Origin of the sequence: Nonomuraea salmonea, from assembly GCF_042428605.1 — a bacterium.
Taxonomy (GTDB): domain Bacteria; phylum Actinomycetota; class Actinomycetes; order Streptosporangiales; family Streptosporangiaceae; genus Nonomuraea; species Nonomuraea salmonea.
Map to the genome: position 1 here is coordinate 356966 of NZ_JBHMCF010000008.1, position 14192 is coordinate 371157.

A 14192-nucleotide genomic window follows, 5' to 3' on the forward strand; every position below is an offset into this window, starting at 1 on the left:
AACCCCTCGACGGCACGAACGGACACCGCCACCGTGCCCAGCCGTCAACGCTGCCCCGTCCGCGCGCCGGACGGCCACTGGCCGCCCTTCCCCGGCCCATCGCCGGCGCCCATCGAAACGTTCCGACGAGGAGTCACGTCTGCTGCGGCCGCAATTGACGCATGGTCCGGCTGCAGGTGCTTCCCACGGCGACCAACAGCATCACTCCGTTCGTCGCGAGGAGCGCGACAGAGGCTCCCGATGACTCAGCGAGGAGGCCCGCGAAACCGGGCCCCAGCGGCGCGCCCAAAGAGATGATCAGTCGCATGGACGATATGACCCGGCCTTGAAGACGGTCGGGTGTGACGGCGACCTGGAAACCGATCAGGACCGCGTTCGCGGAGGGGGTCATGAACAGCATGCAGGCAAGGAGCACACCCATCACGTGGACGTTCGGGTAGAGGATCATCGGCCCGATCAGCGCGGAATTGGTCCAGAACACGCCGAGAATGATGCGGCTCGGGGGCCAGCGATGGACGATCTGTGTGGCCAGTACGGCCCCCAGCATGCCTCCGACGCTCCCCATTCCGAATATCAGGCCGATCTCCCCTGCGGAGGCGCCCTCGGACCGTGCCATGACCACAACACCGAACGTCAATGCCGCGAAGGCCAAGTTGATACCGATTCCGGAAAGGAGAATCACCCGCAGCGTCCGCTGCCGCCAGGTCCAGCGGACACCCTCGGCGATCTCCCGAAGGAGAAACTCGGACTTTCCATGGCCACGCATCTCCGTCCGAACCAGGAGGGTGGCGAACAGTGAAACCAGGAAACCCATGGACTGCCCAAGGAAGGGCAGGGCCTTGCCGAGGCCGAGCAGGGTGCCGCCCAAGGATTGCCCCACGATGGCTGCGGCATGCCCTCTGGCCTCGTTGGCCGCCACCGCCCTCGGCAGGGCATCCGCGGGAACGACGCGACGCAACGCCGCTGTCTCGGCAGGCTGGAAAACGACCTCACACGCGCTGGACAAGGCGACGGCGGCCATCAAGACCCAGAAGGTCAGGCTGCCCAGCAACGCGGACACACCGAGCCCGGCCGCGAGCACGATACGAACGGTGTCGCAAGCGATCATGACATTCCGGCGATCCCAGCGGTCCACAAGTGCTCCAGCCGGCAAGCGGATGGCCGACTGGACAAGCAGGGCGAGCGAACCCAGCAGGCCGGCCTGGGTGGAGGATCCAGTCAGTTCCAGGGCGATGAGGGGATAGGACACCAGCCCGATGTGCACGCCCAGGGCTGAGCCGGCACCGGCGCTCCAGAGCAGGGTGAAATCTCGGTTCTTGCGGAACATCGGTACATTCTCCGGGGGTGAGGCCGTCGGAGTCGGTGGTCGGCTCGCCGATCCGTTCTCCGTGGGCATGCCGCGTGTCACCAGTACTTCTTGAGCGCGGAACAGTATTTCCGTCGCGGCGTTCGCACCGATCCCGGCCACCGTGAGGTTCATCAGCCACGCGTCGCCATAGACGAGGACCTGCAGATAGGAACCGTCGTGCCCGGCGTGGTCTGTTCGGTTCGGGCGGCGGGCCGGTTCGAAGGCCGGTCAGCCCATCGAGATGAGGATCGGCGCGACGTATCGCCCACGGTCGCCCGGGGGTCGGTGAGCGCCATAGACCATCGTCGGCAGGGCTGCGGAGCCCTGGACGGGCCCGAGCTTGGTGAGCCACGGGCGCAGGCCCGGGTAGGCGTCCAGCAGGTCAATGCGCACGTCGCGGTCGGCGCCGTGGACGGCCGCCAGGATCAGCTCGCGGGCCGCTTCTTCCGAGGGTGAGACGACGGGGCCGATGACACGGTGAGGGCCGGCGGTCCAGGCCACGGCGAAGCCGCCGTCGGTGACGACCGTCCGCTCGGCCCTGGCCAGCAGCCCGGTCAGCGCCTTGCTCCGGTCGGCCCCGGTCACCTCCGCGTCCAGCTTCAGCAGCGCGGCGTGGTCCTCCGGTGTCGCCACGCGAACTCGCGGCGAGCACGCCGTCCCCCGCATCGGACCCATGGTGATCGTCAGGCTGCCAACAGGGCGGAAGCCCAGCCGCTCGTAAACGGGACGCCCGAAACGGGTCGCGGTCAACTCCACGACACGATTCCCGGCCACCTGCAGGGCGTGCTCCATCAGCCGCGTACCCAGCCCCTGCCTGCCGTACCTGTCGGCGACGAGCATCATGCCGACACCGGCCAGCGAGTCGCCGTAGCAGGTCACCACCACGCACCCCGCCAGACCGTCACCGTCGGCCGCATCGACGGCGTACACCGCGCCCACCTCGAACATCAGCCGCCACTTCGCCTCGTCGGTGGACCACCCCCGATCACTTTCCAGCCGCTGGCACAGAGGCAGGTCATCCAGGCCGAGAAGCCGAATATCACTCACAGACGAGAACCTACTCCGTCGCCCCCTCCACCCCAGCAGCGGATGATCTCAGTGACACCGTCCCCCCTCGGTGCCCGTCCCTCGCAGGCCGGGCACCGGTCGCGCACGTGACTGATGGAGCCATGGCGGCTCGCCGAAAAAGCAAGAACCTGGACGGCAACCGGCGATCAGAACGTGAAGGGGTGCAAGGACCGTGGCACAGCCGGTTTATTTCGAGCCGAAATCAGATGAACTCGCGGCGGCTCAGAGCGTTTGATATCCGACCGAGATCGGCCACGAGGTGCTGCTGCATTTCGCATTTGATTTGACGGAATTAGCAACCCATGGGCCGAACAGCGTGGTGTAGCCGCCGCTGCTGTTCTGGCAGAAGAGCACGACCCGCGTCTGAGTGACTCCGGTGCCGCTGCACAGCGCCCAGCCGGTGCCGCCGGGAGTGCCGATCTGCGCGTCAGTGCTGCAGGTCGCCGCCTGAGCAGGGGAAGCCGGTGACACGAGAGCCGTCACGGCGGCGATTCCGGCCGCCGCTGCCGCCGAAACGGCTAACTTCTTGATGTGGCCCATCAACTACCTCCTTCGGTGTCGATCATCACCGCTTGATGGTAGCCACAGCTTTGGTGGATATCCATAGGGAGTGGAACGCATTTTTCCGCGGGTGATCTTACGGACCGACCGCAAGGTATTGTTTTATAGTCCGGAACGAAAATGGTCTGTCAGTGAGCTGTTTTTGTGCCGTCGATCGCGGCGACCGAACCGCCCGGTGAAACCTGTCGTCGCGCTGGTCAGAGGAATTCGCTGCGGTAGGCCGGGGCCAGTTCTGCCGCGCGGCGGCGTTCCGCGAGCTCGTCCGGCGACAGCTGCGGCGGCGGGGCGTCCTTGCCCGCCACCACGTCGCCGATGCGCACGAAGTACTCGTCCCGCCCGGCCGGTGTGCACATGCAGAGCATCCGGGCCGACGCGCCCGAGATGCTGCGGAAGTTGTCACAAAACGGGGCGCTGTCCGGTCTGAGCTGGTGCACGGCCGGATCGAGCCGGCCACCGTTTCGCGGAAGGAAGCCTGATGGGCACCGATCAAGCACACGCTCACCACCTGGAGAACCCCGACAAGAGCGGGCCGCCGCCGCAGATCGACGTGGTCGCCACCGTGCCCGGGGCGCCGCCCGCGCCGGAGGGGGCCGAGGCGATGACGATCCACGTCACGCTGCCGCCGAACAGCCCTGGTGCGCCGCCTCACCGGCACTCCGGTCCCGCATACGGGTACGTGGTCAAGGGCGCCATCAACTTCGAACTCGAAGGTGAACCCGTACGGGTTGTCCGAGCAGGCGAGGCGTTCTGGGAGCCTGGCGGGGACGTGATCCACTACCAGGACGGCAACCACCTCGCCGACGAGGAGTCGGCGTTCGTCGTGACGATGTTCTGCGCGCCCGGGCAACCGATGCTGACCGTGGTCAGCCCAGAGGAGTTGGAGGCTCGGCGAGACCGTCGGGCGCCACGGTCATGACCAAGGTTTCACTGACCGCGCTCGTTCACGATCTGCTCGCGCGTGCCCGTGAGACGGGCAGCGGTCGGAGCGCCACCACTGTCCACGGTGGACACGATCGTTCGTTGCGGCAGACCGTGATGGCATTGCGGCAGGGCGAGCACATGCACGAACACGAGCATCCTGGCGAGGTCACGGTGCACGTGCTGCACGGGCGGGTACGGCTCGTCGCCGGACCTGACTCGTGGGACGGGCTGCCCGGCGACCTGCTGGTCATGCCCGAACGCCGCCACCGTGTGGAGGCCGTGGAGAACTCCGTATACCTGTTCACCACCACGCGGTGAAGACGGACGGCGGGAACCGGGGCCCGGTTCCCGCCGTCGGCGCAGCTGCCGGGAGAAGCTCCCGTGCTCGCGCACATGTATATAGGTGCGGCGGCTGCCAGGAGACTCGCGGAAGTATCGCTCGGTCAGCTCGGGGCGCGTCACGTGCCGGTGGGCTCGGCCAGCAGCTCGAAAAGGCTGGAGAATCCCTGGTCGCCGTGGCCGCCGGCGATCCTGCGGTCCATCAGCCGCTTGACCTCCCGCATCCGCACGGCTTCCACGCCGGCGGCGTGCCGGTGGCCGATCAGGTCGTCCATGAGCGCGGCCTGCACGGTGAGCGGGCCGAGGTCCGGCCCATAGTCGCCGTTCTTGACCGCCTGCGCCATCGAGGTGAGCAGCGGCGGGTAGGCGGGCAGGGAGGCGCCGACGCGCCCGGCGAACTCCACCACGTCGACCCCTTCGGCCTGGACCAGGCGCAACGTGTGCAGGTAGCCGATGAGCAGCTCGTACGACACGGCGATCTGGGCGAGGAACTCCACGGCCGCCAGACCCGCGTCCTCGCCGTGGTGGGTGACGGTACCCAGCTCCCGCAGCACCGGCTCGCAGGCGGCGAAGGCGGCGGAGGAGCCGCTGAACGGCAGCTGCACGTGCGGTGTGCCCACGTACGGCGGGTCGCCCATGATCTTGCCGTCGAGGTATCGGGCGCCGCGTTCGCGGGCCCAGCGCTCGTTCGCCCGCGCCTGGGCGGGCGAGCCGCTGGTGAGGTTCGCCAGCACCTTTCCCGCGACCGCGGTTTCGACGGACTCCAGGACCTGCTCGACCGCCGGGCCGTCGAGCAGGCAGATCAGGACGAGCGGGCTCGCCGCCACCGCCTCTGCGGCCGTCGCGGCCGTCGCGGCGCCGGCCTCGGCCAGGGGCGGCTCTTGCTCCCCGTCCGGTTCCAGACCGTCGTACGGTGGCCCCGGTCGAGCAGGGTACGGGCGATCGCCGAGCCCATGGAGCCGAGCCCGAGCACGGTGACCTGGGCCGGGCCTGCGTTCGTCGTGGTCATGATGATCCTTTCAGGCGGCGATGAGGCCGCGCGGCAGCGCGGAGGCGATCTCGACGGCGCGGCGGGCCTGGAACTCGACGGCGGTCAGGTTGGCCTCGGCGACGTTCGCCGGGGTGTTGCCGGAGGTGCCGCTCGCGCCATAGGGGTTGCCGTTGGCCGGGTCGAACTGCACGGGGTCGGCGTAGCCGGGCGGGACGATGATCGAACCCCAGTGGTAGATGGCGTTGTTCAGGGCCGGCAGGGTGCTCTCCTGGCCGCCGTGCCCGGCCGAGGTGAAGGAGGAGACGACCTTGTTCACCAGCTTGCCCTGGAACCACAGGCCGCCCGTGGTGTCGACGAACTGCTTGAGTTGCGCCCGCCTTCGCCGCGGCCTCGGCCGCTGCCTCGACCATGGTGTGGACGTTGCCGGTGGAGGAGTGGTAGATGACGGCGACCTTGGTCATGACGTGCTCGTTTCGCAGGTGCGGGTGGTGAGGGATCAGACGAAGAAGCTGTCGTGGCGGAGGAAGAACTCCGCGCGCTCTTCTTCGCTCTTGCCGGCCAGGTCGGCGACGCCTTCGAAGTACTCCTCGCCGCGCCGTACGCGGAGCAGAACACCTGGGCCGCCGCGAGCCTGGCCCGTACCCGCGGCATCCTGTACGACGACCACGCCGCACTGACCGAGGCCGCCGACCTGTGGACCTCGATCGACGCCCGCTTCGAACGCGCCTGCACCCTGCGCCTGCTGCCCAAAGGGTCACCCTTCCGCAGGTAGAACGTCCGCAACCCGCTGCGCGACCGACGTCGGCACCTGCGCGGGGTCGATCCGCGGTTTCGCCATGCCACTACCAGCGACAACAACGCCTCCTCAACCGCTGAGTCCGGCTCGAGTACTAGGTTGAACTCGTGGAAATCAGCGACGGGCGTTGACTGAATGCGGTGGCCGGCGAAGGGCTCATCGCGCCACGGACTTGAGGTGTGCTACCCGTCTCTCGTGTCCTGACCAGAGTCGGCAACCGCGTCGGAGACATCTGAGATTCCAAGGTCACTCCGCATTGCCGCACGCAGGCGCTCGCCCCGTTCCCAGAATCGTTCGCTGTACGCGAGGGCCGCGTCCAGGGTTTCTCCCTCGCCGGCGATCCCTTGATCCAGTCTTCTGACCATCCCATACCAGCTGCTGAGGTGTCCTCTGACTGCGCCAGCCGTATTCAGCACTTCACGGGGGCCGGTCATCTGGGCCTCAGCGTGTCGTTCGATATACATGCGGCGTGTCTGTGCGACGTCAGCTCTTAGCTCATCGCTGGCCGCACCGTCACGGATACCGTGCAGGAGGTCGTTGATGGCCGTGCGGTGTTGCCTGATGGCGATGTTCAACGCCACGTAGCATGCACGCCGCTGTTCCAACCACTCCTTTCGCTCTTTGCTTTCCTGGTCCTCCTTCCGCTGGGACTGCGCTTGCTCGAAATCCATCCGCTTGCCGCGAAGCGCTGATCGCTGGGTGTAGATCGACGCGGTCAATGTCCCCACCACAGCAATCGCTGCGGCAAGGAGGGGGGTGACGTATTCCATCGATGCTCCTCTGCGATGGGCGACAAGCCCGCGATGGGCTCGTGCGGACTCGACTTCGGTGTCAGATCCCGGCGCGTTCATCATCCCCTTCACCAGATGCTTGAAGGCGGTCCGGGTAGCGTTGCACCATCTCGCCGAAGAACGCGCGCGGTCCGCGTCCTTGTGCCCGGCCACCACGGCGGCGGGCGCAGGGCGCGTACCGCGTCGATGCCGCCGTCGGCGAGGTACTGGTGCACGTTGTTGTAGGCGTCGTCGCCTGCGACGACGAGATGGAGCGCCGGTACGTGCAGAACGGTCGAGGCGTCGCCGTCGCTGTGGCCGACCTCGACCGCGTGCAGCTCGTGCCCTTCGAGGGCGAGTCCTTCCGCAGGCAACGGCCGGGCGGTTGGCAGGCTGCTCCGTTACGGTGCGGCCATGGCGAATTTCGTGTTAGTTGCAGGCGCGCGGCTCGGGGCGTGGGCGTGGGACGAGGTGGTGCCCCATCTGCGTGCAGCGGGCCAGGGCGCTCATCCGTTGACGCTGTCCGGCCTTGCCGACAGACGGGGTGTGCCGGCTGGGCAGCAGACCCATGTCCAGGACATCGTCGACGAGGTCGAAGGTCGGGATCTGCGCGACGTCGTCCTGGTGGGTCACAGCTATTCGGGCATCCCGGTCGGTCAGGCCGCGGAGCGGATCGGTGACCGGCTGTCCCACGTGATCTTCGTCGATTCCAGCGTGCCAGCCGATGGCGAGGCGTGCGTCTCCGCCTGGCCGGACGGTGGGGCCATGGTGAAGGCGTCGATCGCCGAGAACGGAGGATTCTGGCCGCTCGTGCCCGCAACGCATTACGACGGCCACGGCCTGACCGATGAGCAGATCGCACGAATCTTGAGTGGCTCGACGCCGCACCCGGGCGCCACGCTGACCGAGCCCGCCGTGCTGGCACGGCCCCTGGACGAACTCCCGGCGACGTACATCCAGTGCCTGCTCGCCGGAGCGGAGCTCAGCGACGACGTGCGCAGGCTGCTGACCAGCAGGCACTGGCGGCTGGTCGAGATGGACACCGGTCACTGGCCGATGTTCTCCCGGCCCCGCGAACTGGCGCAGATCTTCCTCCAAGCAGCCGGGGAGTGACCGCAGGCTATCCTCGCGCAGCCATGCCACCCGCACGACAATGTGCCTGGTCGGGGTGTCGCCTCGACAAGAACGGCCACCAGATGCAAGATCATCACGCCCCCCACTTGCGGAGCACGCCAGGGGGGCTGCATGAGCATTCACGAGCACAGCCAGGACATCCCAGCCGGAATGCCGTCGGCGAAGGGGGGATCCACGCGGCGCGATCTGCTCAAGGGGGGCGCGGCGGTCGGTACCGCCGCCATCGTCGGGGGAATGCTCGGCGCCCCGGCGCGGGCCGCCTCGGCGCCCGCCCGGGAGGGCGTCATCGACGTCGCCGTCATCGGCGCCGGAGTGTCCGGGGCGTACGCGGGCTGGCGGTTGCTCGGACCGGAGGCCAGGCGCAGCGGCGTGCTGAGCAGGCTACGGCGGCGGCGGCGCGGCGGCCGGCTCGTGGTGCGGCTGTTCGAGAGCAGCGAGCGCGTCGGCGGCCGCCTCTTCTCGGTGACGCCGCGTGGCATGCCGCACTTGCACGCCGAGCTGGGTGGGATGCGCTACTTGAGCAACCAGCCGGTCGTGGCCGACCTGGTGAGCCATCTCCGGTTGCCGACGGCCCCCTTCCCTGTCGACGAGCCACAGAACCTCGTCTACCTGCGCCGGCGCCGCTTCACCATGAGCCAGTTCACCGATCCGAGGGTCGTGCCGTACGACCTGCCGGCCGCGATCCGCGGCAGGACGCCGGACGACGCGCTCCTGTCCGTCATTCAGCGCTTCGTTCCCAACGCCGCCCGGATGGATCACCGGGCCTGGGACGCGATCAAGCCGACGGCGTCGGCCGAGGGGCGGCGTCTGTACGACATCGGGTTCTGGAATCTGCTGCTCGACGCGGTTGGTCAGGAGGGGTGGTCGTTCCTCCGCGACGGCTTGGGCTACGGGTCGGTGGTGTCCAGCGTCAACAGCGTCGAGGCGATGGAGGCGTCCGTGGCGGATTTCGTCGGCTCCCCGCCGCCGCAGTACCTGCTCCTGCGTGACGGCTACCAGACGATGCCCGAGGAGCTCGTCCGCCGGTTCGTGGGGGAAGGCGGGAGCGTCCACCTCCACCACCAAGTACGCCGGATCGACCGGGAGACGGTCGGCGGCGAGGAGGTGCTGTCCCTTGCCATGACGGTGTGGCCAGAGGGCCGGCCGCTCAAGGTCCGGGCGCGCCACGTCGTCTTGGCGATGCCGCAGCGCTCGATCGAGCTGCTGGACCCGGACACGTTCCTCTTCTCCAGCAACCGGTTCCTGTCCGACCTCGGCTCGATCGTCACGAGGCCGGCCTCGAAACTCTTCCTCGCCTACGACCGGCCGTGGTGGGAGGATCTCGGCCTGAAGGCCGGTCGCTCGGTGACCGATATGCCCCTGCGCCAGACCTACTACTGGGGCGTCGAGGGCAACCAGCCCGGAGCCGACCCCGCCAACCGCAATGCCCTGCTGCTGGCCTCCTACAACGACCTCAGCGACGTGGAGTACTGGAACGAGCTGCTGACGCGACCGAAACGCCTGGCACCGGTGTCGGTGACCCGGCCGCCGCGGCCGATGGACGCGACGGCACCGGGAACACTGGTCGACGAGGCGCAGCGCCAGCTGCGCGAGCTGCATGGGCGCCGCGCCCGCATCCCCGACCCGACGGCCGCGTACTTCCAGAACTGGGTGCAGGACCCCTATGGCGCGGCCTACCACTTCTGGCAGGTCGGGGCGAAGAGCTGGGAGATCATGCCGCGGATGCGCCGCCCGATCCCCGGCGCCAACGTGTACATCTGCGGATCGGCGTGGTCGACCGGGCAGGGTTGGGTCTACGGTGCGCTCACCCAGGCCGAACTGATGCTCCAGGAGCATTTCGGCCTGCCACGTCCGGCATGGCTCTCGCCGACCGTCTACCTGGGCCCGTAGGCCGCCCGGCCGGCCACACACCCAGGGACTCCGGGCGGCACCACCAAGTGGTCTGAGCCGTACGGTCTCGTTGCACGCGGCCTGTATGACGATGCGGCCGACATCATCCCGCCCATCGTCCGGGCGGCCAGCTACATCAGCGACCCCTGGTGCTTCTACAACTGGTTCGGTTACGTCCGAAAGCCTTCGTCCCGCGCCGCGCGGCCCTCCCCACCGATGGGCGGTCCGTTGAGACCGCTGACGTCAGTCGCAGCTGCAGCCGTCGCAGCAGCAGCCGTCCTCGCATGAGCAGCAGGAACAGCAGTCGCCGCAGTTGCTGCAGCAGTCGCAGCCGGAGCAGTCGAGGCGGCCGCAGCAGGAGCTGTCGCGCTCCTCGTCCCAGGCGGGCCGGTACAGGCCACAGGTGCAGCAGGTCAGCGCGGCGCACGCCAGGGACAGCAGCCCGCCGGGGTCGCGCCTGGGCGGCCGTTGGTCCGGTGGTGCGCCAGGGTGGTTCGGTTCGGCGACGGCGAAGGCTCGAGAGACGGCGTGGCCGGTCTCCCGTACCAGCAGGGCGTGGGTGAGGGCGGGGCGGGGCAGGTCGAGCGTGTGTACGGCGGCGCTCAGGTCGGCGTGTGCGGCGTCGCAGTGGCGGCGCGCCTCGTCCAGGCCGGTGCCGGTGGCGGCGAGCGGGTTGTACGCCCCGGACGCCCGGTCCTCGGCCAAGTCCTCCACCGCGTCGATCAGGTGGGCCAGTCTCCCGAACGCGCGACCGGCCGCCTCGAGGGCGTCGCGGTTGTGGGGTTTGGCGGCGAGCGTCCCGGTGTGCGCGAACGCCGCCGCCACGGCGTCCTCGGTGGGCCTCGTCAGCTCGCCTAATCCTGGAGACCTCTGGGCGGGGATGCGTTCCAGGAGCGCCTGACGCTCGGCCGCCTCCGTCAGCGGGGCTGGGTCGAAGGCCAGCGTACCGGCCGTGGCCGTACCGGCGGAGGACCAGCGGTTCGCCAGGCGGGTGGCGCCGGCGGCCACGGGGCGGCGGGCGTACATGCCGTCGCCGTCGGCCACATGGTCGTTCACCTTGCCGGCCGCCAGGAGCAGCGACACCGAGGCCGCCAGCCGTACTCCCTCGGACTCCACCACGTCGGCGCCCTTGAACCCGCGCAACGCGCACGGGCCCGCCTTCCTGCGCGGCGTGGGCGCGGATGTCTGGGCCTCGGTCAGGACGGACACGAGCAGGCCGTCGTAGTTGGTCACCAGCCGGGACAGGTGTCCGTGCTCGTCGCGGAGGGCCAAGCAGAGTCCGCACAAGTGGCCCATCCAGTCCGCGTACAGGCCCTTGCACAGGACGTGCCGACACGGGCGGACAATGCCGAACATACGTCCCCTTATGGTCACAACGGAGATCCCTAACCGTAGCAGCAGCCCCTGGGTGGTGAGCTGCGGCCGCCGGCCTGCGGACCGCCGATCGCCTGCCGGCATCCCAGCGCGCGGTCGACTCTCAGCATCGGTCGTCCGACCGATCGGCGGGACCGAGGTGAGGAACGAGCCATGCGCGCGATTGAATACGACCGGTTCGGCAGCTATGACGTACTGGAGGTGCGGGAGAGGCACTTGCCGGTGCCCGCCGAGAGGGCAGGTGCTCGTCAGGATGTCGGTGGCCGGGGTCAACTTGCTGGACGAGACGGTGCGTTCGGGAAAACTCGCACCCGCCCTGCACAAGCCGCTGCCGATCCGGCCGGGTGGCTTCGGTGTGGGGCGGGTCGAGGAGCCCGGCGCCACGGGACTGGCCGCAGGTGACCGTGTCGTGCTGAGCGGAGGACGGTACGGGGTGAGCACCGACGGTTCGTGGGCCGACTACATCGCGGTCGACGCGGCCCATCTGGTGCCGATCCCGGACGGCGTCGACGACGAGACCGCCGCCGCGCTGACCACCGGCGCCGGTTACCTGACCGCTTACCTGGCGCTGAAGGAGTTGGCGGGCTTCCGCGACGGCCAGAGCGTACTGGCGCCGGGCGTCGGCGGTGCGGTCGGCCAGGGCGGCGTGGAGGTCGCCCGTGTCCTGGGCGCGTCGCAGGCCATCACCACGGCCACCACCACCGAGAAGGCGGAGCTGGGCCGGTCCGCCGGGTATGAGGTCTCGCTGCCCGTGTGCGTTCTACGACCGTTCACGCAACAACAGCGGCGTCTGGCACGACGTACGGTTCTGCGGCAACGCCGCAAACCTGCGCGCCTACCGCGCCCGCAAGCGGGAACAGGCCGCCTCCGGCGAGTGATCCTCGCGCCACCCCCCGCCATCGGCGGCCGAGCAACGGGGCGCCGGCCGGCCGAGCCGGCCTCTTGGCAGGTTGCACGGTACGCAGCCGTACATCTGGGCGGCGACCGCGCTGACCGCCATCCACCGGGCCGGGGTGATCCACCGTGACCTCAAGCCCGAGAACGTCGCCCTCGGCCCAGACGGCCCGCGCGTGATCGACTTCGGCATAGCCAGGGTGGACGGCGCCACCCTCACCGACGACGGCCCCTGCACGTCACGGTGCACCACCACAGCGACGCCGTCTGCGGCAAACCAAGATCAAGACCGTGCACAACCCGCTCAGGTACCCACCTCGTCAACTCGCCCTCCGACTGGAGCGGCTGGACGGGCGTCATCTCCTAGCAGAACGCCGAGGTCAGAGCCATAGGACGACGTACACGCCCGCTCTGCCGAATTGACGTGTGGGCGAGCGCCCATTAAGAATGGGCGCTCGCCCACTCTATTGTCGTCATGAAGGGAGAGCGTCTCCATGGAGACCTCGGACATCACGGACGTCCTCGTCGTCGGCGCCGGGCCGGTGGGGCTCACGCTGGCGTGCGAGCTCGCCCGCCGCGACGTGCGCGTGCGGATCATCGATCGCGCCACCGTTCATCCGGCCGGAACGCGGGCCCGGGGGGTCCGGGCCCGCACCCAGGAGGTGTTCGAGGACATCGGCGTGCTCGGCCGCCTGGCCGAACACGCCGAACCGCCGCTCCCCACGCGCTTCTACGACGCGCAGGGGAACGTGGTGCGCGAGGTGATCATGTACGACGCGCCTCCGGTGCCGGGCGCGCCCTATCCGGGCAGCCTCATGGTGGGTCAGCAGTTCACCGAGGCGGCCCTGCGCGAGAAGCTGGCCTCACTCGGCACCACGGTGGAGCTCGGCGCCGAACTGGTCGCCCTGTCCCAAGACCGTGACCTGGTCACGGCATCCGTCCGCACCGACGGGCGGCTGCAGGACATCCGCGCGCGCTACCTCGTCGGGTGCGACGGAGGCGGCAGCACCGTACGCAAGCAGGCCGGCATCGACTTCCTCGGCGAGACGTGGGAACGGCAGCGGATGCTGTTCGGCAACCTCAGTGTCGACGGCCTGGACGCCTCGGTCTCCCACATGTGGGCGACCGGCCCCGGCGGCATGCTGACCCTGGCCCCGATGCCGAGCAGCGGAACCTGGTTCTTCACCGCCCCGCTGCCGCCGGACGACGGCCAGGAGCTTCCCCTGGTCTCGGTGGAGACGTTCAGCGACATCTTCGCCCAGCACGTCGGGCTGCCCGGCGTGCGCTTCCACGACGCGATCTACCTGTCGATCTACCAGGTCAACATCCGCATGGTCGACCGATACCGGGCCGGCCGCGTCTTCCTGGCGGGAGACGCCGCCCACGTGCACACCCCCGCGGGCGGCCAGGGAATGAACACCGGGGTCCAGGACGCGTACAACCTCGGCTGGAAACTCGCGCACGTCCTGCGCGGAGCGCCCGAACCGCTGCTGGACACCTATGAGGAGGAACGCCTGCCGATCGCCAGGCACGTGCTGGCCTCGACCACCGCCCGGGGCAGATACTGGGCCGGCGGCGACACCGCACGCGTGTCGGAGCGCATCGCCGGCGCGTTCAAGGGGCAGGACCCGTTCAGCGACGTCAGCCAGCTCACCCTCACCTACCGCGGCGGCAGCCTGGCTTGCGACCTGGACGAGGCGATCGGCATCCGCGCCGGCGACCGCGCCCCGGACGCCCACTGCGTCGAACCGGAGAGCGGCAAGCAGGTCAGACTGTTCGACCTCTTCCACGGCACGCACTTCACACTGCTCGTCTTCGGCTCCGGCCCCGCACCTCAGGTGCGCGGGAGCCGGCGCGCCGACGTGCACCCGCATCGCATCGTTCCCCCGGGCCTGTCCTGTGGCGACGGCGCACTCATCGACGCGACGGGACAGGCGCACGAGCTGTACGGGGTGGACGGCGACGGTCTCGTGCTGATCCGCCCTGACGGCTACGTCGCCCTCGCGGGAGGCAGCTGGAACGACCGCTCCGTGGCCGACCACCTCGACAGGCTGACCGGCGACCCTCGGTAGTCGAACAGCCCTTCATCGGCCCAGCCTTCGTACC

General features: G+C 69.2%; 17 protein-coding genes and 1 pseudogene. 8 read left to right on the forward strand and 10 right to left on the reverse strand.

Features of this window, described 5'->3' with window-relative positions:
- Positions 1–133 precede the first annotated feature (133 nt).
- The 4 genes from ACFFR3_RS09180 to ACFFR3_RS09195 form a co-directional block, all read right to left on the reverse strand.
- Positions 134–1327, reverse strand: coding sequence for an MFS transporter (locus ACFFR3_RS09180; protein WP_379482931.1), 1194 nt, complete (start codon positions 1325–1327; stop codon positions 134–136).
- Between the two features lie 249 nt (positions 1328–1576).
- Positions 1577–2395 (reverse strand): GNAT family N-acetyltransferase, encoded by an 819-nt coding sequence (locus ACFFR3_RS09185; RefSeq protein ID WP_379482932.1) that lies wholly within the window; start codon positions 2393–2395, stop codon positions 1577–1579.
- A 243-nt stretch (positions 2396–2638) separates the two neighbouring features.
- Positions 2639–2956: a hypothetical protein gene (locus ACFFR3_RS09190; RefSeq protein ID WP_345407862.1), complete on the reverse strand. Its 318-nt coding sequence runs from the start codon at positions 2954–2956 to the stop codon at positions 2639–2641.
- 218 nt (positions 2957–3174) lie between these two features.
- On the reverse strand, positions 3175–3330 hold the full coding sequence (locus ACFFR3_RS09195) for a hypothetical protein (protein WP_345407864.1): 156 nt from the start codon (positions 3328–3330) through the stop codon (positions 3175–3177).
- A gap of 122 nt (positions 3331–3452) precedes the next feature.
- Between ACFFR3_RS09195 and ACFFR3_RS09200 the strand changes: the two genes are divergently transcribed.
- Complete coding sequence (locus tag ACFFR3_RS09200) at positions 3453–3893, forward strand: cupin domain-containing protein (RefSeq protein WP_345407866.1); 441 nt, start codon at positions 3453–3455, stop codon at positions 3891–3893.
- Positions 3894–3997: 104 nt separating this feature from the next.
- Positions 3998–4216 (forward strand): cupin domain-containing protein, encoded by a 219-nt coding sequence (locus ACFFR3_RS09205; protein ID WP_364379282.1) that lies wholly within the window; start codon positions 3998–4000, stop codon positions 4214–4216.
- 140 nt (positions 4217–4356) lie between these two features.
- On the opposite strand, the gene ACFFR3_RS09210 is transcribed toward ACFFR3_RS09205, so the two are convergent.
- The 3 genes and pseudogenes from ACFFR3_RS09210 to ACFFR3_RS09220 form a co-directional block, all read right to left on the reverse strand.
- Positions 4357–4842, reverse strand: coding sequence for an imine reductase family protein (locus ACFFR3_RS09210; RefSeq protein ID WP_379482989.1), 486 nt, complete (start codon positions 4840–4842; stop codon positions 4357–4359).
- Positions 4825–5246: pseudogene (locus tag ACFFR3_RS09215) on the reverse strand (NAD(P)-binding domain-containing protein); the annotation flags it as partial. The pseudogene ACFFR3_RS09215 and the gene ACFFR3_RS09210, both read right to left, overlap by 18 nt.
- A gap of 10 nt (positions 5247–5256) precedes the next feature.
- Positions 5257–5544 (reverse strand): NADPH-dependent FMN reductase family protein, encoded by a 288-nt coding sequence (locus ACFFR3_RS09220; RefSeq protein ID WP_345407873.1) that lies wholly within the window; start codon positions 5542–5544, stop codon positions 5257–5259.
- A 198-nt stretch (positions 5545–5742) separates the two neighbouring features.
- Between ACFFR3_RS09220 and ACFFR3_RS09225 the strand changes: the two genes are divergently transcribed.
- Positions 5743–6000, forward strand: coding sequence for a hypothetical protein (locus ACFFR3_RS09225; protein WP_345407875.1), 258 nt, complete (start codon positions 5743–5745; stop codon positions 5998–6000).
- A 206-nt stretch (positions 6001–6206) separates the two neighbouring features.
- On the opposite strand, the gene ACFFR3_RS09230 is transcribed toward ACFFR3_RS09225, so the two are convergent.
- Complete coding sequence (locus ACFFR3_RS09230; protein WP_364379276.1) at positions 6207–6794, reverse strand: hypothetical protein; 588 nt, start codon at positions 6792–6794, stop codon at positions 6207–6209.
- An 89-nt stretch (positions 6795–6883) separates the two neighbouring features.
- A complete protein-coding gene (locus tag ACFFR3_RS09235; protein ID WP_345407879.1) occupies positions 6884–7168 on the reverse strand; it encodes an MBL fold metallo-hydrolase in 285 nt (94 codons plus the stop codon).
- 40 nt (positions 7169–7208) lie between these two features.
- Here ACFFR3_RS09235 and ACFFR3_RS09240 point away from each other — a divergent pair, with 40 nt between their 5' ends.
- The gene (locus ACFFR3_RS09240; protein WP_345407881.1) at positions 7209–7907 is read left to right on the forward strand and encodes an alpha/beta fold hydrolase; all 699 of its coding nucleotides are present in this window, start codon (positions 7209–7211) and stop codon (positions 7905–7907) included.
- 132 nt (positions 7908–8039) lie between these two features.
- Complete coding sequence (locus ACFFR3_RS09245; protein ID WP_364379270.1) at positions 8040–9818, forward strand: FAD-dependent oxidoreductase; 1779 nt, start codon at positions 8040–8042, stop codon at positions 9816–9818.
- A 243-nt stretch (positions 9819–10061) separates the two neighbouring features.
- Here ACFFR3_RS09245 and ACFFR3_RS09250 read toward each other — a convergent pair whose 3' ends face one another.
- Positions 10062–11174 carry a DUF5685 family protein gene (locus ACFFR3_RS09250; RefSeq protein ID WP_345407885.1) on the reverse strand — a complete coding sequence of 371 codons (1113 nt, stop codon included), beginning with the start codon at positions 11172–11174 and terminating at the stop codon, positions 10062–10064.
- Between the two features lie 205 nt (positions 11175–11379).
- Here ACFFR3_RS09250 and ACFFR3_RS50230 point away from each other — a divergent pair, with 205 nt between their 5' ends.
- The 3 genes from ACFFR3_RS50230 (at position 11380) to ACFFR3_RS09270 (ending at position 14158) form a co-directional block, all read left to right on the forward strand.
- Positions 11380–12219 (forward strand): alcohol dehydrogenase catalytic domain-containing protein, encoded by an 840-nt coding sequence (locus ACFFR3_RS50230; protein ID WP_446686038.1) that lies wholly within the window; start codon positions 11380–11382, stop codon positions 12217–12219.
- Positions 12206–12478 carry a hypothetical protein gene (locus ACFFR3_RS09265; protein WP_379482933.1) on the forward strand — a complete coding sequence of 91 codons (273 nt, stop codon included), beginning with the start codon at positions 12206–12208 and terminating at the stop codon, positions 12476–12478. The genes ACFFR3_RS50230 and ACFFR3_RS09265 overlap by 14 nt, the downstream gene beginning before the upstream one ends.
- Positions 12479–12580: 102 nt before the next feature.
- Complete coding sequence (locus ACFFR3_RS09270) at positions 12581–14158, forward strand: FAD-dependent monooxygenase (RefSeq protein ID WP_379482934.1); 1578 nt, start codon at positions 12581–12583, stop codon at positions 14156–14158.
- The last annotated feature ends 34 nt before the right edge of the window (positions 14159–14192 follow it).